General features: G+C 71.7%; 23 protein-coding genes. 12 read left to right on the top strand and 11 right to left on the bottom strand.

The features are described 5' to 3' along the window. Positions 1–88: 88 nt before the first annotated feature. Positions 89–544 (bottom strand): MarR family winged helix-turn-helix transcriptional regulator, encoded by a 456-nt coding sequence (locus tag ACIBX3_RS19535; protein WP_397118781.1) that lies wholly within the window; start codon positions 542–544, stop codon positions 89–91. Between the two features lie 89 nt (positions 545–633). On the opposite strand from ACIBX3_RS19535, the gene ACIBX3_RS19540 reads away from it, so the two are divergent. From ACIBX3_RS19540 to ACIBX3_RS19560, 5 genes are all read left to right on the top strand, one after another. Beyond that, positions 634–1,734, top strand: coding sequence for a substrate-binding domain-containing protein (locus ACIBX3_RS19540; protein WP_397118783.1), 1,101 nt, complete (start codon positions 634–636; stop codon positions 1,732–1,734). A 172-nt stretch (positions 1,735–1,906) separates the two neighbouring features. After that, positions 1,907–2,188, top strand: coding sequence for an FmdB family zinc ribbon protein (locus tag ACIBX3_RS19545; RefSeq protein ID WP_397118785.1), 282 nt, complete (start codon positions 1,907–1,909; stop codon positions 2,186–2,188). A gap of 29 nt (positions 2,189–2,217) precedes the next feature. Then, positions 2,218–3,465, top strand: coding sequence for a formamidase (gene fmdA / locus ACIBX3_RS19550; RefSeq protein WP_397118787.1), 1,248 nt, complete (start codon positions 2,218–2,220; stop codon positions 3,463–3,465). Between the two features lie 28 nt (positions 3,466–3,493). Continuing rightward, a complete protein-coding gene (locus ACIBX3_RS19555; protein ID WP_397118789.1) occupies positions 3,494–4,525 on the top strand; it encodes an alpha/beta fold hydrolase in 1,032 nt (343 codons plus the stop codon). Positions 4,526–4,539: 14 nt separating this feature from the next. Next, on the top strand, positions 4,540–5,100 hold the full coding sequence (locus ACIBX3_RS19560) for a DUF1097 domain-containing protein (RefSeq protein WP_397118791.1): 561 nt from the start codon (positions 4,540–4,542) through the stop codon (positions 5,098–5,100). A gap of 68 nt (positions 5,101–5,168) precedes the next feature. On the opposite strand, the gene ACIBX3_RS19565 is transcribed toward ACIBX3_RS19560, so the two are convergent. The 6 genes from ACIBX3_RS19565 to ACIBX3_RS19590 are packed head-to-tail and all read right to left on the bottom strand — an operon-like array spanning position 5,169 to position 11,780. After that, complete coding sequence (locus ACIBX3_RS19565; RefSeq protein ID WP_397118793.1) at positions 5,169–6,161, bottom strand: ABC transporter ATP-binding protein; 993 nt, start codon at positions 6,159–6,161, stop codon at positions 5,169–5,171. After that, positions 6,158–7,153 carry an ABC transporter ATP-binding protein gene (locus ACIBX3_RS19570; protein WP_397118795.1) on the bottom strand — a complete coding sequence of 332 codons (996 nt, stop codon included), beginning with the start codon at positions 7,151–7,153 and terminating at the stop codon, positions 6,158–6,160. The genes ACIBX3_RS19565 and ACIBX3_RS19570 overlap by 4 nt, the downstream gene beginning before the upstream one ends. Beyond that, the gene (locus ACIBX3_RS19575; protein ID WP_397118797.1) at positions 7,146–8,114 is read right to left on the bottom strand and encodes an ABC transporter permease; all 969 of its coding nucleotides are present in this window, start codon (positions 8,112–8,114) and stop codon (positions 7,146–7,148) included. The genes ACIBX3_RS19570 and ACIBX3_RS19575 overlap by 8 nt, the downstream gene beginning before the upstream one ends. Then, positions 8,115–9,122, bottom strand: coding sequence for an ABC transporter permease (locus ACIBX3_RS19580; RefSeq protein ID WP_397118799.1), 1,008 nt, complete (start codon positions 9,120–9,122; stop codon positions 8,115–8,117). It abuts the gene before it with no gap. Continuing rightward, positions 9,119–10,864: an ABC transporter substrate-binding protein gene (locus ACIBX3_RS19585; RefSeq protein WP_397118801.1), complete on the bottom strand. Its 1,746-nt coding sequence runs from the start codon at positions 10,862–10,864 to the stop codon at positions 9,119–9,121. The genes ACIBX3_RS19580 and ACIBX3_RS19585 overlap by 4 nt, the downstream gene beginning before the upstream one ends. 13 nt (positions 10,865–10,877) lie before the next feature. Continuing rightward, positions 10,878–11,780: a proline iminopeptidase-family hydrolase gene (locus tag ACIBX3_RS19590; RefSeq protein WP_397118803.1), complete on the bottom strand. Its 903-nt coding sequence runs from the start codon at positions 11,778–11,780 to the stop codon at positions 10,878–10,880. 161 nt (positions 11,781–11,941) lie between these two features. On the opposite strand from ACIBX3_RS19590, the gene ACIBX3_RS19595 reads away from it, so the two are divergent. Beyond that, positions 11,942–12,712: a FadR/GntR family transcriptional regulator gene (locus tag ACIBX3_RS19595; protein ID WP_397118805.1), complete on the top strand. Its 771-nt coding sequence runs from the start codon at positions 11,942–11,944 to the stop codon at positions 12,710–12,712. Positions 12,713–12,824: 112 nt separating this feature from the next. Here the strand turns inward: ACIBX3_RS19595 and ACIBX3_RS19600 are convergent, their stop codons facing one another. Together ACIBX3_RS19600 and ACIBX3_RS19605 are read right to left on the bottom strand one after the other, a co-directional pair. Next, positions 12,825–13,256, bottom strand: a complete 432-nt coding sequence (locus ACIBX3_RS19600) for a type II toxin-antitoxin system PemK/MazF family toxin (RefSeq protein ID WP_397118807.1) — start codon at positions 13,254–13,256, stop codon at positions 12,825–12,827. Between the two features lie 41 nt (positions 13,257–13,297). Continuing rightward, positions 13,298–14,116 (bottom strand): helix-turn-helix domain-containing protein, encoded by an 819-nt coding sequence (locus tag ACIBX3_RS19605; protein ID WP_397118809.1) that lies wholly within the window; start codon positions 14,114–14,116, stop codon positions 13,298–13,300. Positions 14,117–14,204: 88 nt separating this feature from the next. Between ACIBX3_RS19605 and ACIBX3_RS19610 the strand changes: the two genes are divergently transcribed. The 4 genes from ACIBX3_RS19610 (at position 14,205) to ACIBX3_RS19625 (ending at position 17,098) form a co-directional block, all read left to right on the top strand. Then, positions 14,205–14,555 (top strand): VOC family protein, encoded by a 351-nt coding sequence (locus ACIBX3_RS19610; RefSeq protein ID WP_397118811.1) that lies wholly within the window; start codon positions 14,205–14,207, stop codon positions 14,553–14,555. Between the two features lie 186 nt (positions 14,556–14,741). Then, on the top strand, positions 14,742–15,521 hold the full coding sequence (locus ACIBX3_RS19615) for an acyl-CoA thioesterase domain-containing protein (protein ID WP_397118813.1): 780 nt from the start codon (positions 14,742–14,744) through the stop codon (positions 15,519–15,521). Between the two features lie 96 nt (positions 15,522–15,617). Further along, positions 15,618–16,541, top strand: coding sequence for a hypothetical protein (locus tag ACIBX3_RS19620; protein ID WP_397118815.1), 924 nt, complete (start codon positions 15,618–15,620; stop codon positions 16,539–16,541). Beyond that, on the top strand, positions 16,541–17,098 hold the full coding sequence (locus ACIBX3_RS19625) for a DUF6529 family protein (protein ID WP_397118817.1): 558 nt from the start codon (positions 16,541–16,543) through the stop codon (positions 17,096–17,098). Before ACIBX3_RS19620 ends, ACIBX3_RS19625 begins: the two co-directional genes overlap by 1 nt. Positions 17,099–17,166: 68 nt before the next feature. On the opposite strand, the gene gndA is transcribed toward ACIBX3_RS19625, so the two are convergent. Both gndA and ACIBX3_RS19635 read right to left on the bottom strand, forming a co-directional pair. Then, positions 17,167–18,591: an NADP-dependent phosphogluconate dehydrogenase gene (gene gndA, locus ACIBX3_RS19630; protein ID WP_397118819.1), complete on the bottom strand. Its 1,425-nt coding sequence runs from the start codon at positions 18,589–18,591 to the stop codon at positions 17,167–17,169. A 66-nt stretch (positions 18,592–18,657) separates the two neighbouring features. Next, positions 18,658–19,350 (bottom strand): HAD family hydrolase, encoded by a 693-nt coding sequence (locus ACIBX3_RS19635; protein WP_397118821.1) that lies wholly within the window; start codon positions 19,348–19,350, stop codon positions 18,658–18,660. Between the two features lie 22 nt (positions 19,351–19,372). Between ACIBX3_RS19635 and ACIBX3_RS19640 the strand changes: the two genes are divergently transcribed. After that, the gene (locus ACIBX3_RS19640) at positions 19,373–20,017 is read left to right on the top strand and encodes an NAD(P)H-binding protein (RefSeq protein WP_397118823.1); all 645 of its coding nucleotides are present in this window, start codon (positions 19,373–19,375) and stop codon (positions 20,015–20,017) included. Positions 20,018–20,022: 5 nt separating this feature from the next. Further along, entirely contained in the window at positions 20,023–21,057 is a 1,035-nt protein-coding gene (locus ACIBX3_RS19645) for an aldo/keto reductase (RefSeq protein ID WP_397118825.1), read from the top strand. Positions 21,058–21,132: the final 75 nt, after the last annotated feature.

A 21,132-nucleotide genomic window follows, 5' to 3' on the forward strand; every position in this document is an offset into this window, starting at 1 on the left:
CAGCGGTGGGGACGTTCTGCCGCCGTCGCCCCCTGCGGAGGACGCGCAGGGGCCTGTGGCGCGACGGCGTGTCGTGTCGACCATGCGCTCACGGGAGGCCCAGGCGGCCGGCCGTGCGCGCCAGCAGGGCGCGCAGCAGCGCGATCTCCTCGCCGCCGGTGGCCGCGACGATCTCGTTGTACTGCCGCTCGACCGTGGCGGTCCACTGCTCGAGCGCCTGGCGGCCGCGGTCCGTCGCGAAGACCAGCACGCGCCGCCGGTCCGCCTCGTCCACCCGGCGGTGGACGAGGGTCAGCGACACCATGCGGTCGATGACCTTGGTGAGGCTCGGCGGCGGCAGCAGCGCGAACTCGGCGATCTCCGTCATGGGGTGACCGTTGCCGTCGCCCAGGAGTGACAGCACGCGCCATTCCTCCAGCGTGGCGCCGTCCGCTTTCAGCGCCGTACCGAGTCTTTGCACGACGCTCCGCTCGACGAGCGTGAGGAGCCGTGCGAAGTCGAGGTCGCGATGTACGGTCGCCGCGGTCGTCAATGTCCCTGCCAAGAGATCGTCGTGGTGGTCATCGCTCCAACGGTACCAGTCCTTATCGCCGTGAAATATTTCGGTAATAAGTAAACGGTAACGTCACCTTTATGATCGAGAAGGCGCGCCTGTGGCCCGGCTCGCTCGGGAGGCCCGGGAGCCGTGACACGCTGGACGTCGCCCTCGTGATCCCCCTCCAGGGGCCGGCCGGGATCTTCGGGCCGTCCTGCGAGTGCTGCGCGCAACTGGCGGCCGAAGAGGTCAACGCCGAGGCCGGGGTGCTGGGCAGGGAGCTGCGGCTGGTGCTCGTCGACGGCGGGGCGCCGCCTGCGCGGGTGGCGAACGAGATCGACGCGCTGATCAGCGGCGGCGTGATCGACGCCGTGGCCGGGTGGCACATCTCCGCGGTGCGCGAGGTCGTCGCCCCGCGCATCGGCGGCCGGGTGCCGTACGTCTACACGGCGCTCTACGAGGGCGGCGAGCGGTCGCCCGGCGTGTTCCTCACCGGGGAGACGCCGAACCGTCAGCTGCGGCCGACGCTCGAATGGTTCGCGAGCCAGCTGGGAATCCGGCGATGGACCATCGTGGGCGACGACTACGTCTGGCCCCGGTCCTCGGCCCGCGCGGCCCGCCGCTATCTGGCCGAGCTGGGCGGCGTCGTCTGCGACGAGATGTATGTGCCGCTGGGCACCGAGGACTTCGAGGAGACGCTGCGCCGGGTCGCGGCCAGCGGGTGCGAAGCCGTGCTCATGCTGCTGATCGGCAATGACGCCGTCGCCTTCAACCGCGCCTTCTGCCGCGCGGGGCTGGATCGCGACCACATCCGGTTCAGCTCGCTGATCGAGGAGAACGTGCTCCTGGCCACGGGGCCGGAGAACACGCGCGGCCTGATGACCTCGGCCGGTTTCTTCGAGGACCTGCCGACCGCGTCCGGGCTGGACTTCGCCGCCGCCTACGGGCGCAGGTTCGGACCGCAGGCGCCGGTGCTCAACAGCCTGGGCGAGTCCTGCTACGAAGGCGTGCGCATGCTCACCGAGCTGCTGCGCCGGGCGGGCGCGGTCGACGTGGAGCGGATTCAGGCGATGGCCGAAGGGCTGGAGTACGAGAGCCCGCGCGGCACCGTCCAGGTGCGCAACCGCCACCTGGACCAGCGTGTGTTCCTCGCGGCCGCCGACGGCCTGCAGTGGGACGTCCTCCAGCAGCTTCCGTAGGACGGCGACGCGTCGCCTCCGGACCGCCCGCATCGCGGCGCGGCCCTTCCCGCATGCCCCGGCGTGGCGTGCCTCGAAGGCGTCCCAGGGTTTACCTGCTCGCAACATGCGGGGTAGCCGGATTTTACTTCCTCAAAAAATACTTCCAAATCCAAGCTTTTGGAGGTTGCCCATGGCGACATACCAGTACCGGTGCGCGGGATGCGGGCCCTTCGACGTGACACGCCCGATGGGCGAGGCCCGGACGGAGGAGCCGTGCGCGGCGTGCGGCCACCGGTCCCGGCGGGTCTTCACCTCCCCGATGCTGACCCGCGCCCCGTCCCCGCTGGCCCGGGCGCTGCACGCCCAGGAGGCGAGCGCGTACGAGCCCCGCGTCGTCAGCGAGCCGCCCGCCTCCCGCCGAGGTCCCGCACGGCCCGCCGACCCGCGGCACGCCCTTCTCCCGAAGCCCTGATCGGCCGAACCCCCCTTTGGAGGCAGCACATGCCGGACGTCATCTTCAGCGTCGACCAGAACCTCTCCATGCGCGATCAGAAGACTCCCGGACACAACCGCTGGCATCCGGACATCCCCCCGGCCGCCACGGTCAGGCCGGGAGCGGAGTTCCGTCTCGAGTGCCGGGACTGGACCGACAACCAGATCGGGAACAACGACTCCGCCGACGACGTCCGCGACGTCGACCTCACGTACGCGCACATGCTGAGCGGCCCGATCGCGGTGGAAGGAGCGGAGCCGGGCGACCTGCTCATCGTGGACATCCTCGACCTGGGGCCGATCCCGCAGCCGACGGGCGACGGGTCGGGCTCGGGCTGGGGGTACACCGGCGTCTTCGCCCGCGACAACGGCGGCGGGTTCCTCACCGACCACTTCCCGGACTCGTACAAGGCCGTCTGGGATTTCCGCGGGCAGATGGCCACCTCGCGGCACATCCCCGGGGTCCGGTACACCGGGATCACCCATCCCGGCCTCATGGGCACCGCTCCGTCCGCCGGGCTGCTGGCCCGGTGGAACGCCCGGGAACAGGCCCTCATCGACACCGACCCCTACCGGGTGCCGGCGCTCGCGCTGCCGCCGCTCGCGGACAACGCGCTGGCCGGCCGGCTCACCGGTGAGGACGCGGACCGGGTCGCCCAGGAGGGCGCCCGCACGGTCCCGGCCAGGGAGAACGGCGGCAACCACGACATCAAGAACCTCACCCGCGGCTCCCGGGTGTTCTACCCGGTGCACGTCCCCGGCGGCCTGCTGTCCGCCGGAGACCTGCACTTCAGCCAGGGCGACGGGGAGATCACCTTCTGTGGCGCCATCGAGATGGGCGGCTTCCTGGACCTCCACGTCGACCTCATCAAGGGCGGCATGGAGAAGTACGGCGTGACCACGAATCCGATCTTCATGCCCGGCAACGTCGAGCCCCGCTACAGCGAGTTCCTCTCGTTCGTCGGCATCTCCGTGGACCACTCCACCGACACCAACCACTACCTCGACGCCACCCTCGCCTACCGCAACGCCTGCCTGAACGCCGTCGAGTACCTCAAGACCTTCGGCTACAGCGGCGAGCAGGCCTACCTCCTGCTCGGCTCGGCGCCCATCGAGGGCCGGCTCAGCGGCGTGGTCGACATCCCCAACGCCTGCAGCACGCTCTACCTGCCGACCGCGATCTTCGACTTCGACATCCGCCCCACGGCCGACGGCCCGCACAAGGCCGACCGCGGCCGGTGCGCCGTCACCTCCTGACATCTCCGGAACGGAAGCGAGACCCCCCATGAACGACCATCAGACCTTCGACCTGGGCGACTTCACCACCCAGCACGGCGCCACCCTCCGCGGCGCCTTCCTGGCCTACAAGACGTACGGCGAGCTGAACGCGGACAAGAGCAACGTCATCGTCTACCCCACCTGGTACTCCGGGCGGCACTGGGACAACGAGTGGCTCATCGGCCGCGGCATGGCGCTCGACCCGGACCAGTACTTCATCATCGTCCCGAACATGCTCGGCAACGGCCTGTCCAGCTCGCCGAGCAACACCCCCGCCCCCTACGACCGGGCCCGCTTCCCGCGCATCACGGTCTACGACCAGATCGCCGCCCAGCACAAGCTGGTGACCGAGGAGTTCGGCATCGAGCGCGTCGCCCTGGTGACCGGCTGGTCCATGGGCGCGGGACAGACCTACCAGTGGGCGGTGAGCCACCCGGAGATGGTCGAGCGGATCGCCCCGTTCTGCGGCTCGCCGCGGACCAGCATCCACAACTTCGTCTTCCTGGAAGGCGTCAAAGCCGCCCTCACGGCCGACTCCGTCTTCGCCGGCGGCTGGTACGGCGGCCAGTGGCCGGCCATCGGGCTGCGCGCCCTGGCCCGCGTGTACGCCGGGTGGGGCTTCTCCCAGGCCTTCTACTGGGAGAAGGCGTACGAGAAGCTGGGCTACACCTCGCTGGAGGACTTCCTCGTCGGCTTCTGGGAGGGGTTCTTCCTGGACGGCCGGGACCCCAACAACCTGCTGACCATGCTCTGGACCTGGCAGAACGGAGACGTCGGCCGAACCCCCGGCTTCGACGGCGACACCGAGGCCGCCCTCGCCTCCATCAAGGCGACCTCCATCGTGATGCCCGCGGAGAAGGACCTCTACTTCCCGCCGGAGGACGAGGCCTGGGCGGTCGGCCACATGACCAACGCCGAACTCCGCGTGATACCGGGCATCTGGGGCCACTTCGCCGGCCACGGCAGCAATCCGGAGGACACCGCGTTCATCGACACGGCGCTGCGCGAGCTCCTGGCCAAACCCGGCGGCCTGGCCTGAAGGGAACCTTCGTCATGCGCATCCGCCTGCCCCATGAGGTCAGTGCCTCGATCGTCGCCTTCGCCACGGTCTTCCCCGCCATGAGCCCGCTCAACCTGCCCACCTGGGCGATCTTCATCACCTGGGCCGGCACCTTCCTCCTCGGCGGCCCGACCAGGGCCAACGCGGTGAAGCTGATCACCGCCACCACCGCCGGGGCGGGGTTCGGCGTGGCCGCCGTCCTGCTCAACCGCGCGACGGGCACCATGTTCGGCACCGGCGCGTTCGCCCAGACCGTGGCCCTGGGGCTGGTCATCTTCGTGGTCAACGGCACGCTGCTGGCGGCCGGCCGGCTCCGGGCACTGTCCCTCATCCCCGGGATGTTCTTCGGCTTCGCGTCGCTGTTCGCCACCTACTTCGGTGGCTTCGGCTTCGCGTCCGGCGACCTGGCCGCCGCCTTCGTCAGTTCCGCCGCGATGAGCGCCCTGGGCCCGCTCTGCGCCTTCCTGGGCCTGCGGCTGACCTTCGCCACCGCCGAGCAGCCCGAACCCCGGAGCGCGCCTCCGGCGGCCTCGGAAGCCCCCGCCGGGGGCTGACCACCCCGCTCACCGAGAGCCGCTCCGCACCCCGTGGAGCGGCTCTCGGTGAGCGGGCCGGGCGGTGCCTACGTCTGGGGGAAGTGGCAGGCGGCCTGCCGCCCGGGGGCGATCTCCCGCAGGCGGGGCCGCTCCAGCCCGCACAGGTCGCGGGCATGGGGGCAGCGCGGATGGAAGGCGCAGCCGGAGGGTTTGGCGACGGGGCTGGGCACGTCGCCCGGCAGGACGATGCGCTCGCGGCGCCCCGCCGGTGACGGGTCCGCGCCGTCGTCGATCCGCGGCACGGCCGACAGCAGCGCCTGCGTGTACGGGTGGGCGGGCCCGGCGTACAGCGCCTCGGCGTCCGCCGTCTCGACGATCTCGCCCAGGTACATGACGGCGATGCGGGTGCTGACCTGCCGGACCACGCCCAGGTCGTGGGCGATGAAGACGTACGTCAGTCCGTACCGCTCCTGCAGGTCGGCGAAGAGGTTGAGCACCTGGGCCTGGATCGAGACGTCGAGCGCCGAGACCGGCTCGTCGGCGACGATGAGACGCGGCTCGGTGGCGAGCGCCCGGGCGATGCCGATCCGCTGGCGCTGGCCGCCGGAGAACTCGTGCGGATAGCGGTCGGCGTACGCCGGCGGCAGGCCGACGACGTCGAACAGCTCCGCGGTGCGGCGGCCGATCTCGGCGGCGGAGCCGAAGCCGTGGACGTGCAGCGGGTCGGCCACGATGTCGCCGACGCGGCGGCGCGGGTTCAGTGAGGCGTACGGGTCCTGGAAGACGAGCTGCAGCTCGCGGCGGACGGGGCGGAGCCGGCGGCGGGACAGCCGGGTGATGTCGCGGCCGGCGAACTCGACGGTCCCGCCCGTGAGGTCCGTCAGGCGGACCAGGCAGCGGCCGAGGGTGGACTTGCCGCAGCCCGACTCGCCGACCAGGCCGAGCGTCTCCCCGGCGCGGACCTCGAGGGAGACGCCGTCCACGGCGCGGACGGCGGCCCGGCCGCGGCCCGGCAGCGAGCGGCCCAGCGGGAAGTGCTTGACGACGCCGGCCGCACGCAGCAGCACCGGTTCACTCATGGCGCCTCCATCCTCAGCTCCGAGCGGCCCTCCTGGGGGAGCCAGCACGCGTCCTCATGGCCCGCCGCGCCCGCCAGCAGCGGCCTTTCGTCGCAGACCGCCAGCCGGTACGCGCACCGCGGCGCGAACGCGCACCCTTCCGGCAGGTCGTACGGCGACACGGAGGCCCCCGGGATGGCGGCCAGGCGGCGCGGCCGGGGACCGTCCACCCGGGGCACCGAGCCGAGCAGCCCCCAGGTGTAGGGATGGCGGGGCCGGCGCAGCACCTCGGCGGTGGGCCCGTGCTCGACGGCGCGCCCGCCGTACATGACGAGGACCCGGTCGGCCAGCTCCGAGACCACGCCGATGTCGTGGGTGATGATGACGATGGCCGAGCCGTGCCGCTCGCGCAGCCGGCGCATGAGGTCGAGGATCTGCGCCTGCGTGGTGACGTCCAGGGCGGTGGTCGGCTCGTCGGCGATGAGCAGGCGCGGGTCGCAGGCGAGGGCGAGCGCGATGACGGCGCGCTGCCGCATGCCGCCGGAGAACTGGTGCGGATACTCGTCCACGCGCCGTCCGGCGTCGGCGATGCCCACCTCCTCCAGCAGCTCGACGGCCCGTTCGCGGGCCTGCCGCCGGGTGAGCCGCCGGTGCGCGCGCAGTTGCTCGGCGATGTGCCAGCCGATGGTGTAGACGGGAGTGAGCGCCGTCATCGGATCCTGGAAGATCATCGCGATCTCGCGCCCGCGGACGGCGCGCAGCTCCCGGTCGGTGCGGGCCAGCAGGTCGCGGCCGTCGAAGAGAGCCGTGCCGGTGACCCGGGCGTTCGGGTCGCGGATCAGCTTGAGCAGGCTCAGCATGGACACGCTCTTGCCGGAGCCGGACTCGCCCACGATGCCGAGCACCTGCCCGGGCTCGACGGTCGCCGACAGCCCGTCGACGGCCGTGACGGCGCCGGTGCGGGTGCGGAAGGTGACCCGCAGGTCGCGGATCTCCAGGAGCGGCTCACCCACGGCGCACCCGCGGATCGAGCCGGGCGTAGAGGAGGTCGACGGCCGCGTTGGCGAGGACGACGAAGAACGCCGCGTACAGGACCGTACCCATGATCATCGGCAGGTCGACTTTCTGCAGGGCCTCGTACGTCAGCCTGCCGACGCCCGGCAGCCCGAAGACCACCTCGGTGAGCAGCGCGGCGCCGCCCACCAGCGCGCCGAAGTCCAGGCCGAAGAGCGAGACGATGGGGATGAGCGAGCAGCGCAGCGCGTGCCGGATGAGGATCCGCCACTCCGAGACGCCCTTGGCCCGGGCGGTGCGCACGTAATCCTCCTCCAGCGCGGTGACGAGCTCCGAGCGCAGCAGCCGGGCGTAGATGCCGGCGTACAGGACGGCCAGCGTCAGCCAGGGGAACAGCAGGTGCAGCGCCCACTGCAGCGGGTCCTGGCCGAAGGGGACGTAGCCGAGCGGCGGCACCCAGGAGAACAGGCTGTCGCGCAGCCGGCTCTGCGTGAGCAGGTTGACCACCTCGCCCACCCAGTAGACCGGCAGGGAGACGCCGATGACGCCGAGCAGCATGATGACCGGGTCGAGGATCGTGCCGCGCAGCCGGGCGGCGGTGGTGCCCATGACCACCGCGAGCACCATCCAGATGACGGCCGCGCCGAGCACGAGGGACAGCGTGACCGGCGCCGCCCGCAGCACCTGCGGGATCACCTGCGCGCCCCGGTTGACATAGGACTCCAGGTCCCGGGTGACGAACAGGTGGCCCATCATCATCGCGTACCGGACGGGCAGCGGCTGGTCGAGGCCGAAGGAGGCGCGCACCTGGGCGAGCGTCTCCGGGTCGGCGTTGCGCCCGGCGATGCGGGCGGCCGGGTCGACGCCGGGCGTGGCGAAGAAGATGAGGAACACCAGGACGCTGATCGCGAACAGCACCAGGACGGCGGAGAACAGGCGGCGCAGCAGGAAGGCGGCCATCTACACCCCGCCCCGCAGCCGGGCGCCCGGGTCGAGCGCGTCCCGGACGCCGTCGCCGAAGACGTTCAGCCCGACGGCGGTGACGGCGATGAGCAGCCCGGGCGCGAGTGCCACGGCCGGCCGGGTGTAGAGCAGGCCGAGCCCGTCGTTGATGATCGTGCCCCAGCTGGCGTCCGGCGGCTGGACGCCGATGGACAGGAACGACAGCGCCGACTCGATCAGCATGTTCAGCGCCGTCATCATCGGCAGCAGGACGATCAGCGTGGGCAGCACGTTCGGCAGCAGGTCCTTGCGCATGATGCGCAGATCGGACGCACCGACGCCGATCGCCGCCTGGACGAACTCGCGGTTGCGCAGGGCGATCACCTGGCCGCGGATGGGGCGGGCCGCGTACGGCACGTAGACGGCGGCGATGATGCCGATCGGCACCCAGAGGCTGCCGGCCTCCAGACTGATCGGCCCCACCCGCAGCCCGCCGGTGAGCAGCACCACCGACAGGCAGATCGCCAGCAGGTAGACGGGGATCGACCACAGGACGTCCAGGATCCGCGACAGCACCGCGTCGACCGCTCCGCCGGCGTACCCGGCCACCACGCCGACGGCGGTGGCGGCCAGGCAGCACAGCAGCGCCGAGGCCACGCCGATGAGCAGGCTGTTGCGGCCGCCGTACAGCAGCCGGGCCATGACGTCGCGGCCCTGGTTGTCGGCACCGAGGAAGTAGTGCCCGGGGTCCCAGGTGGGGCCGATGGGGGTGACGCCGAGGCCCAGGCCGGTGCTGCTGGGCGCCAGCACCGGCACGGTCCGGCCGTCCACCACCGTCGTGCCGGAGATGTTCGACCGGAACGGGTTCGTCCGCGCCACCTGGCCGGCGTACGCGGGGGCCAGCAGGCAGGCCACCACGACCAGCAGGAACACCACCAGCCCCGCCATCGCGGCCTTGTCGCGCGCCAGCCGGCCCAGCCCGGCCCGCCACGGCCCGGCACTCGTCGAGATCGGCTCGCCGCTCACTGGACCCAGAGCTGGCCGACCAGCATGTAGAACTGCTTGCTGAACTGGTAGTTGCCGACCCGCTTGGAGATGAAGTTCACCTGCTTGGGGTTGAAGATCGGCACCACCGGCGACTTCTTCATGATCTCCTGGTCGATCCGCCCCCACAGCTGGTCGGCCTGGGCCTGGTCGGTGCGCTGCGTCTTCAGGGCGGTCTGCATCTGGGCGTCGATCCCCTTGTCGCAGAAGCCGGCGATGTTGATGCTGGAGTCGCTGCCGGGGTGGAAGGAGGCGCACGACAGCAGCACGTTGAGGAAGTTCGAGGCGGCGGGGTAGTCCTGGTACCACTGGGTCAGCGCCAGCTGGACCTTGTTCTCGGTGTTCTGTATGTAGGTGAACTGGATGTCGCCGGACAGCGGCTTGAGCACGGCCTTGTAGCCGATCTCGGTGAGCACGCTCTGCAGGTATTCGCCGATGCTCTTGTTGACGGCGTCGTCCTGGACGACGATGCCGATCTCCTGCCCGGCGGTGCCGGACTGCTGGACGAGCTGCTTGGCCTTGTCCAGGTCGGGAGCGGCCCACGTGGCGCCGCCGCCCTTGGTGTAGTCGCAGAAGTCGACGTGGCCGGGGAAGGCGGGCGGCAGGATCGTGCAGGCCGGCTGGGCCAGGTTCGGGCCGCCGTACAGCTGGACCAGGGCGTTGCGGTCGACCGCCCAGTTGACCGCCTGCCGGGCGAGCTCGTTGTCGAACGGGGCGAGGTTGGTGTTGAGCGTCAGATACCAGAACGCGGTGAGCTGGCTGACGTGCACCTGGTCGGCGTACGTGGTGCCGAGCTCGTTCAGCCGGTCGGCGGGCGGCGGGTCGAAGACCCAGTCTGCCTGGCCGTTCTGCACGGCGGTGACGGCCGCCTCGACGGTGAGGCCGAAGGAGTAGTCGATCTCGTCCGGGTAGGTCTGCGGCTGGGCGTCGCGCGACCATTCGGTGAAGTGCGGGTTGCGCACGAGCTTCAGCGCGCGGCTCGGGTCGTAGGAGTCGACCATGTACGGGCCGGTGCCGGGCAGCGGCTTGGTGCCGGCGTCCTTGGCGGGCGAGCCCTTCGGCAGCACGCTGGCGTGCGGGACGGCCAGCTTGTAGAGGAACTCCGGGTCGGGCTCGGCCAGCTTGATCGTCACGGTGCCGGCCGCCGCGTCGCCGGTCACGCCCTCGTCCAGCGAGCACGACGCGGGCTTCTTGACGCAGGCGGCGGCGCCGGCGATGCCGTTGTAGAAGGTGCCGGCGGTGGGGCTGGACACCTTGAACAGCCGCTCGAACGAGGCCACCACGTCGTCCGCGGTGACCTCGTCGCCGGTGGCGAACTTGACGCCCTTGCGCAGCTTGAACACATACGTCTTGCCGTCGTCGCTCACCTCGGGCATCGCCTCGGCCAGGTCGGGGACGACCTTGAACGACTCGTCGCCGCCGACCTTCTTGAACGCCATGAGGCCGTCGTACAGGGACTGGTAGAGCTGCCAGTACTGGAGGGTGTAGTTCACCTGCGGGTCCAGCGTGCCCGCGGCGCTCTTGGCGAGCAGCTTGAGCGTGCCGCCCTTGTGCGCCTCCTGGAAGGCGCCCGGGGCCGCCGCGGCCGCGGCGGTCGCGGCGGTCGCCGCCGGCGCGGCCGGAGGGGTGGCCTGGGTGCTCGAGCAGGCGGCCAGGGCGAGTGCCGCGCAGACGGCGGCGATCGGGCGGATGAGCGGGCGGGCGCACGGGAGGTGACGTGCCATGGTGCGGCTCCAGTCAGTCGTTTGCGTCGAGGAACGCGCCGACGAGGTGGAGGTAGGCCTCTTCCTCTTCGACATGGGGCATGTGGCTGGAGTCCTCGAAGATCTCCCAGCGCACATCCGGGATCCGGTCGGCGTACGGCCGCACCGTGGCCTCGGTCGCCTCGTCGTGGCGGCCCGAGACGAGCAGCGTCGGCACCCCGATGCGGCCGGCCCGATCGATGATCGTCCAGTCCTTCAGCGTTCCGATGACGTGGAACTCGTTGGGACCGTTCATGGTGTGGTACACGGTCGGATCCGCCTCGATGGCGGCGAAGGTCGCGGCCACCTCGGGCGGGTTCGGCACGATGCGGCAGACGTGCCGGGCGTTGAAGACGGCCTCGGCCGCCTTGTAGTCCGGGTGGTCGGTGGTGCCGGCCGTCTCGTGATCGAGCAGCGTCTTCTGGACCTCGGGCGGGAGCAGGGCGCGCAGGCGTGCCGCCTCCGACAGCCACAGCTCCATGGACGCGGGGGAGTTGGCGATGACGAGCGACTTGAGTCCGGCCGGCCGGCGTACGGCGTGCTCGGCGGCGAGCATGCCGCCCCACGACTGACCGAGGACGTGGTAGCCGCCGGAGAGGCCGAGCGCGGCCAGCAGGTTGTCCAGCTCGTCGAGGAAGAGCCGGACGGTCCAGAAGTCCGCGCCCTCGCCGGGCAGGTGGGTGGAGTTGCCGATGCCGAGCTGGTCGTAGTGGATGACCGAACGGCCCTGCCGGGCGAGACCGGCGATGCGAAGCGTGTAGTCGTGGGCCGCGCCCGGGCCGCCGTGGAGCACCACCAAGGGGGTCTTGGCCGACTCCGGATCGCCGGTGATCCGGTACCACGTCTGCCAGTCGCGGAAGGGAACGGTGCCGGTGAGAGTGGGCTCTGGGATGGGCAATGGTTCCTCCCTCTGTTGCTCGGTAGAATGTATGGATTAATGGTCTGGCCACAAGACCTTTTTGTGAACGTTGCATACCAGTAACAGCGGCGAAACCCGCCGCCCGCGCTGCCATGATCGATAGGACCTGAGAAGGCCCGGAGAGGGCCGCGAGGAGGAACGTGCGGGACGAGACAGGCGAGACTGCCGAGACGGGCAGCGGTTCCGTGCTGCGACCGGTGCGGCTCCCGACAGCCGCGGAGGAGGTGGCCGACCGGCTCATCACAGCGGTCGCGATCGGTGAATACCTCCCCGGCGAGCGGCTGCCGCCGGAGCGGGAGCTGGCACAGATCCTCGGCGTGAGCCGTTCGACGATCCGGGAGGCGGTCGGCCGGCTGCTCGCCGTGGGCGTCGTCGACATCCGGCGCGGGCGCAACGGCGGGGCGTACGTCCGCGAGACCTGGACGAGCGCGTCCGCCGATGCGGTCCGGCGGACGCTGCTGCCCCGCTGGGCGGAGATGGAGCAGCTGTTCGACCTGCGCTGCCTGGTCGAGGGCATGGTCGCGCGGGTGGCGGCCGAGCGGCGCGAGCCCGCCGATGTGGCGCGGATGCGCGAGGCCCTCGACCGGTACGGCTCCGCGCGCTCCCCCCACGAGGAGCACGCCGCCGACATCGCCTTCCACCAGGCCGTCGTGGAGGCCACCCGCAATCCGCAGATCGCCCGGCTGAGCCGCGACCTGCTCAGCAGGGTCAGCCTGGGCTTCCCGATCGAGCCGTACGACGGTGCGTCGGCCGTCTACGAGCGGGCGCTGGCCGAGCACAGCGCGCTGTGCGACGCCATCGCCGCCGGCGACACACAGCGCGCCGGCGAGATCGCGCAGGGGCACTTCTCCATCACCAATGAGGCGTTGCGCGAAGTCCTGGCCCGCAGCCTGGGCGACGATCGCCCCTGACGCTTCCGGGAGGGCACCGGGGCCTCCCGCGTAGTCACCGCCGTGGGCCGCGGCTTTGTGGGCCGGCGCCCAGCCGCGGTCTATCGGCCGGCGCTCCAGCCGTGGCCGGGGTCTATCGGCCGGCGCTCCAGCCGTGCGTCTTCATGAGCCGGGCCGCCACCCGGGCGAACCGGTCCGCGTCCAGCACCGCGCCCTCCCGCCGGATGTCGTCCTCATCCAGCACGAAGACCCGATCCAGCCGCACGTACGACGCCTGGCCGTCCCGCCCCCACGCGCCGAGCGGCAGCCAGTCGGGCCCGTCGTCGCCCTTGCTGGACAACATCATGCCCAGCAGCCTGCCTCCGGTACGGCCCACGACGAGCAGGGGACGGTCCTTGCCCCGGGACGGGTCCTCCTCGTACGGCACCCACGCCCAGACGATCTCCCCCGGGTCGGCCAGCCCGTCGAGGTCGGGGGAGTAGGCCAGGGTGGCGGGGCCCCTGAGGGAGTGGATCTCGCGTACCGCACCCCGGGCAGGCCGGGGGTCCTCACCTAGATCGCGCATTGCTGGAGCTTACGGCCGGCGCCGGGCGGAAATCCACCCGGTCACGGATCTGGAGGCGAGAGCAGGCGGCGCAGGGCCGCCGGCGTGTGGCCGACGTGCCGGCGGATCGTCCGGGTCAGGTGCGCCTGGTCGGCGAACCCCAGGTCGGCGGCGAGCACCGCCAGACTCGGCTCCCCTTCCTCCAGCCGGTCGAGCGCCCGCCCCACGCGGACGCGGTTGCGGTAGTGGGTCAGCGAGACGCCGAGCTCGCCGGTGAACGCCCTGCTGAGCCTGTACGGCGACACGCCGAGGAACTCGGCCAGCGGCAGCAGCCCGCCGGCCGCGGGATGGCCGGCCGAGATGGCCTCCCTGGCGGCGCCGGTGAGGGCCGCCGCACCGGTCCGCGGGGCGGCGGCCGCCGTGGAACGGGTCTGGGCGGCGCGGACCACGGCGGCACCGACGACGGGCAGCAGGGACTCGGCCAGGCCGTATGGGGCGTCGCCGTCCCGCGCGGCGGCCAGGAGGCGGCGGTGGGCGAGGTCGAGGCGGGCGTCCACGTACACCGCCGAGCGGGCTGATCGAGTGTCATCCCCGGTGAGCGTGCGCCACAGCTCGGGTGTCAGGGACAGCGAGGTGCACACGTCGCCGCCGGCCGGATGCGCGAAACGCTCCTCCTCGCCCGGCACCCCGAGATAGCCCATCGTCGCGTCGGCGATCGTGCTGCGCCCGTCCGCCATCCGCCGGAACGTCCCCCGCCGCGCCAGCACCACCCGGTATCGGGAGCAGGCCTCCGCCGGCGACCATCCACGGTGGTCGTCGACACAGGTCACGGCGTCGAGGACGAACCCGGGCCCAGCGGCGAGACGGACGGAGGAACGCATGCGCCGCACGGTACGCCGTGACTACGACAATCCCGGCGCGCAAGGATGTTCAAGACCGGGCCGCGCCGTCACCGGCAGGCTGGCTCGCATGACGACAACTCTTTCCTCCATAGTCATCGACTGCGCCGAGCCCGCCGCCCTGGCCGCCTTCTACGCCAAGGTGACCGGCTGGAAGATCGCCGACGGCGACGCCGACTTCGTCGGTCTCGAAGGCGGCCCGGTCTCGATCGCCTTCCAGCGCATCGACGGCTACCGGGGTCCGGGCTGGCCGAACGACGGCAAGCACGTGCACCTCGAATTCAAGGTCCCCGACGTGGAGACCGCCAAGAAGGAACTGGCCGCGCTGGGCGCCACCGTCCCCGGCCACCAGCCGGGCGGGGACGACTGGACCGTCCTCATCGACCCGGAGGGCCATCCCTTCTGTGTCATGGCCGGCTAGAGCGCGAGAAGAACGCCCTGATGTCGTCCGCGGGCGCCGAGGGCGCCTGCCGGGCGACCGCGGGCGAGATCAGGACGCCGGCGTCGCCGCCCCGCACGCCAGGACCTGTCGCGGCCGGATCCAGGCCGCGATGGTGACCGTGCTGGACAGCAGGACGGCGCCCGTTCTCCTCTAGAATCTGATTCTGTGCCGTCGACTACAGCGTTCTTCACTCAGAAGCAGGGCGAGCTCGTGCCCGCGCCGCACGCCCGCGGCCCCTGGTCTCCCGACATGCTCCACGGCCGTCTCCTCGGCGGGCTGGCCGCCCGCGCCCTCGAGGAGCGGCACGCCGAGCCGGGCCTGCACTTCGCCCGGCTGACCGTCGACCTGTTCCGGAGCAGCCCGATGCTGCCCGTCACGGTGGAGACGTCCCTGGTCAGGGACGGGCGCCGGATCCGGGTCGCCGACGCGACCATCTCCACCGAGCAGGGCGTGATCGGGCGGGCCTGCGCGGTCCTGCTGCGGCAGGGCGAGGAGGCCGGCGGTACGCAGACCTTCCTCACACCCTCCTGGGACGAGCCCGCGCCGGACGGGCCGCCGGCCGACGGGCGTGGGTGGACGCCGCCGTTCGACCTGTGGCGGCTGACCGAATGGGGCGCGCCGGGGCCGGGGCGGGTGTGGACGCGGGAGACGCACCCGCTGGTGGACGAGGAGCCGGTGACGCCGTTCGTCCGGGCGGCGCTGGCCGCCGACTTCGCCAGCCCGCTCAGCAACGTGGGAACCGACGGGCTGCGCTACATCAACGCCGACTACACGCTGACGCTCGCCCGCCTGCCGGAGAGCGACTTGATCGGCATCGAGGCCACGGGACACGTGAGCGCGGCCGGCCTCGCGACGGGCCAGGTCACCCTGCACGACACGACCGGCCCGATCGGCTTCTGCACGGTGACGGCGGTGGCCAATCCGGCCGGCATCGGCGGCCGCTGACCGCGTCCACGCGGCGGATTCCACGCCGGATGACTGAACCTCTCCCGCCGTTCGCGCGTACCGAAAGGCATACGCACACGATCTAGGCAGGAGATCATGACGAGGTCCGGCCCCTTCCTCACGCTCCTGATGGGCATGGCGACCATCGTCGCCCTGGCGGCGCTGAGCATTTCCATGTTGCCCGCACCGCGGTCCGCCGCCGACGCCACCACGAGCGCCTCCGCGGAGCCCGTCCCCACAGCGGAGGGAGGTCCCGCGGCCGAGGCGGATCCCCCCGCGGGGGGAGATCCCACGGATCCCCCGGCAGGGGCGGATCCCAGTGATCCTCCGGCGGGAGCGGATCCCAGTGATCCCCCGGCGGGAGCGGATCCCACAGCAGACGCGGATCCCCCGGCGGAGGACGACCCCCCGGCAGGGGCGGATCCCTCGGTCGAGGCGGTTCCCACCGACGACGCGGATCCCCCGGCCGGCGACGACCCGCCGGCGAACCGGCAGGACCCCACCAACCCGTCGGCGTCCGCCTCCCCGAGGCAGACGGCCGCGGCCAAGTCCATCGACTACGCGGGAAGGGTCCAAGGCAGACGCGGGCTCCTGGCGATCTCCCTCCGCGGCACCAAGGCGGTCGGATACTTCTGCGACGGCAAGACCGAAGTCTGGTTCAAGGGCACGGTCAGCAATGGACAGGTGTCGCTGAAGGGCGCAGAGAACGCCGGGGACACCGTGACCGCCGAAGTCGACGGCACCAGACTCACCGGCGAGATGCGGATCGGCACGGCGAGGTCGAACTTCAGCCTGTCGACGGTGCGCAAGCCGTCCGGCCTCTACCGGGCGACCGCGACGATCAGGGGCGCGAACCTCCAGGCCGGCTGGATCTACCTGAACGACGGCACCCGGGTGGGCGCCGTGACCCTGGACGGCGTCCTGATACGCGCGCAGATCCCGGAGCCCGGAGAGCTCACGGTGATCAAGGGCGTGGCGATCACGCCCAAGGACGTGGACGAATTCATGGGAGGCAGCTGATGTACGAGGTCGAGACCGAAGCGCCCCGCCGGTCGGGCGCCCTCCTGCTGCTCGTGCCCCTCGGCGTGGGCGCGCTCGTCTCGGTCGCCCTCGGCCGCTACGGCGCGGTGCACCAGCCCACCGGCTACGCCGTCGGCCTCGCGGGCTTCTCCGGCGCGCTCCCGATGAAGGCCTGGCTGACCACGGGCGCGGCCCTCCTCGCCGGCGTCCAGATCCTCTCCGCCATGGTGATGTGGGGCAAAATCCAGCTGGACGCGCCGTGGATCGAGGGCGTGCACCGCTGGTCGGGCCGGCTGGCGTTCCTGATGACCCTGCCGGTGGCCTTCCACTGCCTGTACGCCCTGGGCGCGCGCTACGACAACCCCCGCGTGATGGTTCACTCCATCGCGGGCTGCTTCTTCTACGGCATCTTCATCACCAAGATGCTGTCTCTGCCCCGGCGCGGGGTCCCCGCCTGGGCGTTCGCCATCCTCGGCGGCCTGCTCTTCACCGCGCTGGTCGCCCTCTGGGTGACCTCGTCGCTGTGGTTCTTCACCACGAGCGGCCTGAAGTGGTGAGCCGCCCGGCTACGCGATGAGCGGCCCGCTCCTGGGAAGGGAGCGGGCCGCCGCATCCGTTCGAGGGGCTAGGCCGGGCGCTCCGCGCGGTCGCCGGACCAGTCGGTGTGGAAGGAGCCCTCCTTGTCCACGCGCAGGTACGTGTGCGCCCCGAAGAAGTCCCGGAGCCCCTGCACCAGCGCCGCCGGCAGCCGATCCCGGCGCAGCCCGTCGTAGTACGCCAGCGCCGACGAGAACCCCGGCGTGGGCACGCCGATCTGCACGGCCGTGGTGACCACCCGCCGCCACGCCTCCTGCGCCGCGTCCAGCGCGCCCGCGAACGCCGGGTCGGCCAGCAGCGTCGGCAGGGCCGGGTTGGCGTCGTACGCCGCCCGGATCCGGTCCAGGAACTTGGCCCGGATGATGCACCCGCCCCGCCAGATGGTGGCCATCGCGCCCAGGTCCACGTCCCAGCCGTACTCCTTCGAGGCGGCCGCCATCTGGTCGAAGCCCTGCGCGTACGCCACGATCTTGGACGCGTACAGCGCCTGCCGCACGTCCTCGATCAGCTCGCGCCCGCCGACCCCGGACAGCTTCGGGCCCCGCAGGGACGCGGCGGCGGCCCGCTGCTCCGGGTGGCCGGACAGCGCCCGCGCGAACGTCGCCTCGGCGATGCCCGTCACCGGGACGCCCAGATCGAGCGCGCTCTGCACGGTCCAGCGGCCGGTGCCCTTCTGCTCGGCCTGGTCCACCACGATGTCCACGAACGGCTTGCCCGTCTCGGCGTCCACCTGCTCGAGCACCTCGGCGGTGATCTCGATCAGATAGGAGTCCAGGTCACCCTGGTTCCACTCCCTGAACACCCCCGCCAGCTCGGCCGGCGTCGCGCCCAGGGCCTGGCGCAGCAGGTCGTACGACTCGGCGATGAGCTGCATGTCCGAGTATTCGATGCCGTTGTGCACCATCTTCACGAAATGCCCGGCGCCGTCGGGCCCGACGTGCACCGAGCACGGCACCCCGTCCACCTTGGCCGAGATGTCCTGCAGGATCGGCCCGAGGGCCTCCCACGACTCCTTCGACCCGCCCGGCATGATGCTCGGCCCGTTGAGCGCGCCCTCCTCGCCGCCGGAGATGCCGGTCCCGACGAAGTGGATGCCCCGCTCGCGCAGCGCGGCCTCGCGCCGCCTGGTGTCCTCGAAGTGCGCGTTGCCGCCGTCGACGATCATGTCGCCCGGCTCCATCAGGTCGGCGAGCTGGTCGATCACCGCGTCGGTGCCCGCGCCCGCCTTGACCATGATGATCGCCCGGCGCGGCCGCTTCAGCGCGGCCACGAAGCCGGCGAGGTCCTCGGACGGCACGAACGTGCCCTCCCCGCCGAACTCCTTGACCAGCTGCTGGGTGCGCCCGGACGACCGGTTGTGCACGGCCACCGCGTACCCGTGCCTGGCGAGGTTGCGCGCCAGATTGCGCCCCATGGTCGCCAGGCCGGTGACGCCGATGTCTGCCAAGTCCATTCTCAAGCTCCTTTATGGGGAAGTACGCGTGATCCAGCCCGGGAGTTCGGCGGGATATTCCTGACCTCAGTCGTCGAGCCGCACGCCGAGTTCGTCGAGTCTGCCCAGCATGTCCGCCGGATCGGCGTAGACCCTGAAGGCTCCGGCACGCTCAAGCTCCTCCCTGCCATACCCTCCGGACAACAGTCCGATGCCCAGCGCGCCGGCCCGGCGGGCGGCGAGCAGGTCCCAGACACTGTCGCCCACCACCATGGCATGCGCGGGGTCCACGCGGACCAGCGCGGCACCGGCGAGAAAGAGGTCGGGGTCGGGCTTGGCACGCCGCACCAGGTCCCGGGTGACCATCGGGGTATCCTCCGGCAGGCCCAGCATGCCGAGCGCGAGCCGGGCGGTGCGGGCGTACCCGCTGGTCGCGATGGCCCACGGGACCCCGCGCGAGGTCAGCTCCGCCAGCAGCTCGGCCGCGCCGGGCAGCGGCTTGACCGAGTGGGCCTGCTGCTCGTACGCCTCCATGTGGGCGATCTGCAGCTGGTCGATCTGCTCGCGCGTGAGCTTCAGCCCGGTCTCGCGCAGCAACGCGCTGACGAACAGCCCTCCGCTCATGCCGATCCGGCGGTGGATGCGCCACACCGACAGGTCGATCCCCATGCTCGCCAGAGCCTGTCTCCATGCGATGACGTGCTGATAAACGCTGTCGATCAAGGTGCCGTCGAGGTCGAACAGGAAGGCGGGCGTGGGGGCGTGCGGGAAGTCCGTCATGGCCCCATGACACCATGAAGCAATGCGGATCATCATCGCGGGCGGCCACGGGAAGATAGCGCTGCGCCTGGCGGAGCGCCTGAAGCCGGGCGCGGTCGGCCTGGTACGCAATCCCGCGCACGTCGCCGACGTCGAGGCCACCGGGGCGCGGGCCGTCGTGTGCGACCTGGAGCAGGCGAGCGTGGACGAGGTGACGGACATCGTCCGGGGCGGCGACGCCGTCGTCTTCGCGGCGGGCGCCGGGCCCGGCAGCGGCGCGGCGCGTAAGGACACCGTGGACCGGGCGGCGTCCGCGCTCCTCGCCGACGCGGCCGAGCGGGCGGGTGTGCGGCGCTTCATCCAGATTTCTTCCATGGGCACGGGCAAGCCGCCCGTGCCGGGCCGGGACGAGGTGTGGGCCGCCTACATCAAGGCCAAGACCGAGGCCGAGGAGGACCTGCGCCGCCGCGACGGCCTGGCCTGGACGATCCTCCGGCCGGGCCGCCTGACCGACGAGCCGGGCACGGGCCTGGTCCGGCTGGCCCCAGAAGTGCCGCCGGGATCGGTGCCGCGCGACGACGTGGCCGCCGTCATCGTGGCCCTCCTGGAGAACCCCGGCACGGCGGGCCGGACCCTCGAACTCGTCTCCGGCGAGACGCCCATCATCGACCTCGTTGCGACGGAGTGAAAACTGTGACGGAATATCGCATACTCGGACGTACCGGTCTCAAGGTCAGCCCGCTCTGCCTGGGCGCGATGATGTTCGGGGGGTGGGGCGAGTCCGACCCGGACGAGGCGGCCCGCATCATCGACCGGGCACTCGACTCGGGCGTCAACTTCATCGACACCGCCGACGTCTACGCCCAAGGCCAGTCGGAGGAGTACGTCGGCCGGGCGCTGGCCAAGTCCGGCAAGCGGGACGGCGTCGTGCTGGCCACCAAGTGCCACGGCGCCATGGGCGAGGGCCCCAACCAGCGGGGCAACTCCCGCCGCTGGATCTTCCAGGCCGTCGAGAACAGCCTGCGCCGCCTCGGCACCGACTGGATCGACCTCTACCAGATCCACCGCCCCGACCCCGGCACCGACGTCGAGGAGACCCTGAGCGCCCTGACCGACCTCGTCCGCCAGGGCAAGGTCCGCTACATCGGCAGCTCCACCTTCCCCGCCCACCAGATCGTCGAGGCCCAGTGGGCCGCCGAGCGGCGGGGGCTGGAGCGGTTCGTGTGCGAGCAGCCGCCGTACTCGCCGCTCGTGCGCGGCATCGAGGCCGGCGTGCTGCCCGTGGCCGAGAAGTACGGCATGGGCGTCATCGTCTGGAGCCCGCTCGCCGGCGGCTGGCTGAGCGGCCGTTACCGCAAGGGCCAGGACCTGCCGCAGACGCGCAGGGCGCAGCGGCTGCCCGACCGGTACGACCTGACGCAGGAGGTCAACCAGCGCAAGCTGGACGCGGTCGAGCAGCTCGCCCGGCTGGCCGAGGAGGCCGGGATCACGCTGATCGAGCTGTCGATCGCGTTCACGATCCGGCACCGGGCCGTGACCTCGGCCATCATCGGGCCGCGCACCATGGAGCACCTGGAGAGCCAGCTCACCGCCGCCGAGGTGCGGCTGAGCGACGACGTGCTCGACCGGATCGACGAGATCGTCGCGCCCGGCGTCACGCTCAACGCGGCCGACGCGGGCTGGCAGCCGCCCCAGCTGGCCGACGCGACCCTCCGCCGCCGCCCGTGACCTGATGCTTGCCTGTCGCTGGCTATGACTTGCGGCATACGCGGCTAGATGTCCTCCTGGAACGTTAGGGGGCCA

The organism is Nonomuraea sp. NPDC049480 (assembly GCF_044465905.1).
Taxonomy (GTDB): Bacteria; Actinomycetota; Actinomycetes; order Streptosporangiales; family Streptosporangiaceae; genus Nonomuraea.

What these genes read in the sequence shown, in the direction of transcription:
- ACIBX3_RS19565 (WP_397118793.1), bottom strand. Translation starts at nt 6,161, where the DNA reads ATGAGTGAACCGGTGCTGCTGCGTGCGGCCGGCGTCGTCAAGCACTTC.
- ACIBX3_RS19605 (WP_397118809.1), bottom strand. Translation starts at nt 14,116, where the DNA reads ATGCGTTCCTCCGTCCGTCTCGCCGCTGGGCCCGGGTTCGTCCTCGAC.
- ACIBX3_RS19555 (WP_397118789.1), top strand. Translation starts at nt 3,494, where the DNA reads ATGAACGACCATCAGACCTTCGACCTGGGCGACTTCACCACCCAGCAC.
- ACIBX3_RS19640 (WP_397118823.1), top strand. Translation starts at nt 19,373, where the DNA reads ATGCGGATCATCATCGCGGGCGGCCACGGGAAGATAGCGCTGCGCCTG.
- ACIBX3_RS19560 (WP_397118791.1), top strand. Translation starts at nt 4,540, where the DNA reads ATGCGCATCCGCCTGCCCCATGAGGTCAGTGCCTCGATCGTCGCCTTC.
- ACIBX3_RS19545 (WP_397118785.1), top strand. Translation starts at nt 1,907, where the DNA reads ATGGCGACATACCAGTACCGGTGCGCGGGATGCGGGCCCTTCGACGTG.
- ACIBX3_RS19610 (WP_397118811.1), top strand. Translation starts at nt 14,205, where the DNA reads ATGACGACAACTCTTTCCTCCATAGTCATCGACTGCGCCGAGCCCGCC.
- ACIBX3_RS19540 (WP_397118783.1), top strand. Translation starts at nt 634, where the DNA reads ATGATCGAGAAGGCGCGCCTGTGGCCCGGCTCGCTCGGGAGGCCCGGG.
- ACIBX3_RS19575 (WP_397118797.1), bottom strand. Translation starts at nt 8,114, where the DNA reads ATGGCCGCCTTCCTGCTGCGCCGCCTGTTCTCCGCCGTCCTGGTGCTG.
- ACIBX3_RS19585 (WP_397118801.1), bottom strand. Translation starts at nt 10,864, where the DNA reads ATGGCACGTCACCTCCCGTGCGCCCGCCCGCTCATCCGCCCGATCGCC.
- ACIBX3_RS19600 (WP_397118807.1), bottom strand. Translation starts at nt 13,256, where the DNA reads ATGCGCGATCTAGGTGAGGACCCCCGGCCTGCCCGGGGTGCGGTACGC.
- ACIBX3_RS19635 (WP_397118821.1), bottom strand. Translation starts at nt 19,350, where the DNA reads ATGACGGACTTCCCGCACGCCCCCACGCCCGCCTTCCTGTTCGACCTC.
- ACIBX3_RS19620 (WP_397118815.1), top strand. Translation starts at nt 15,618, where the DNA reads ATGACGAGGTCCGGCCCCTTCCTCACGCTCCTGATGGGCATGGCGACC.
- gndA (WP_397118819.1), bottom strand. Translation starts at nt 18,591, where the DNA reads ATGGACTTGGCAGACATCGGCGTCACCGGCCTGGCGACCATGGGGCGC.
- fmdA (WP_397118787.1), top strand. Translation starts at nt 2,218, where the DNA reads ATGCCGGACGTCATCTTCAGCGTCGACCAGAACCTCTCCATGCGCGAT.
- ACIBX3_RS19625 (WP_397118817.1), top strand. Translation starts at nt 16,541, where the DNA reads ATGTACGAGGTCGAGACCGAAGCGCCCCGCCGGTCGGGCGCCCTCCTG.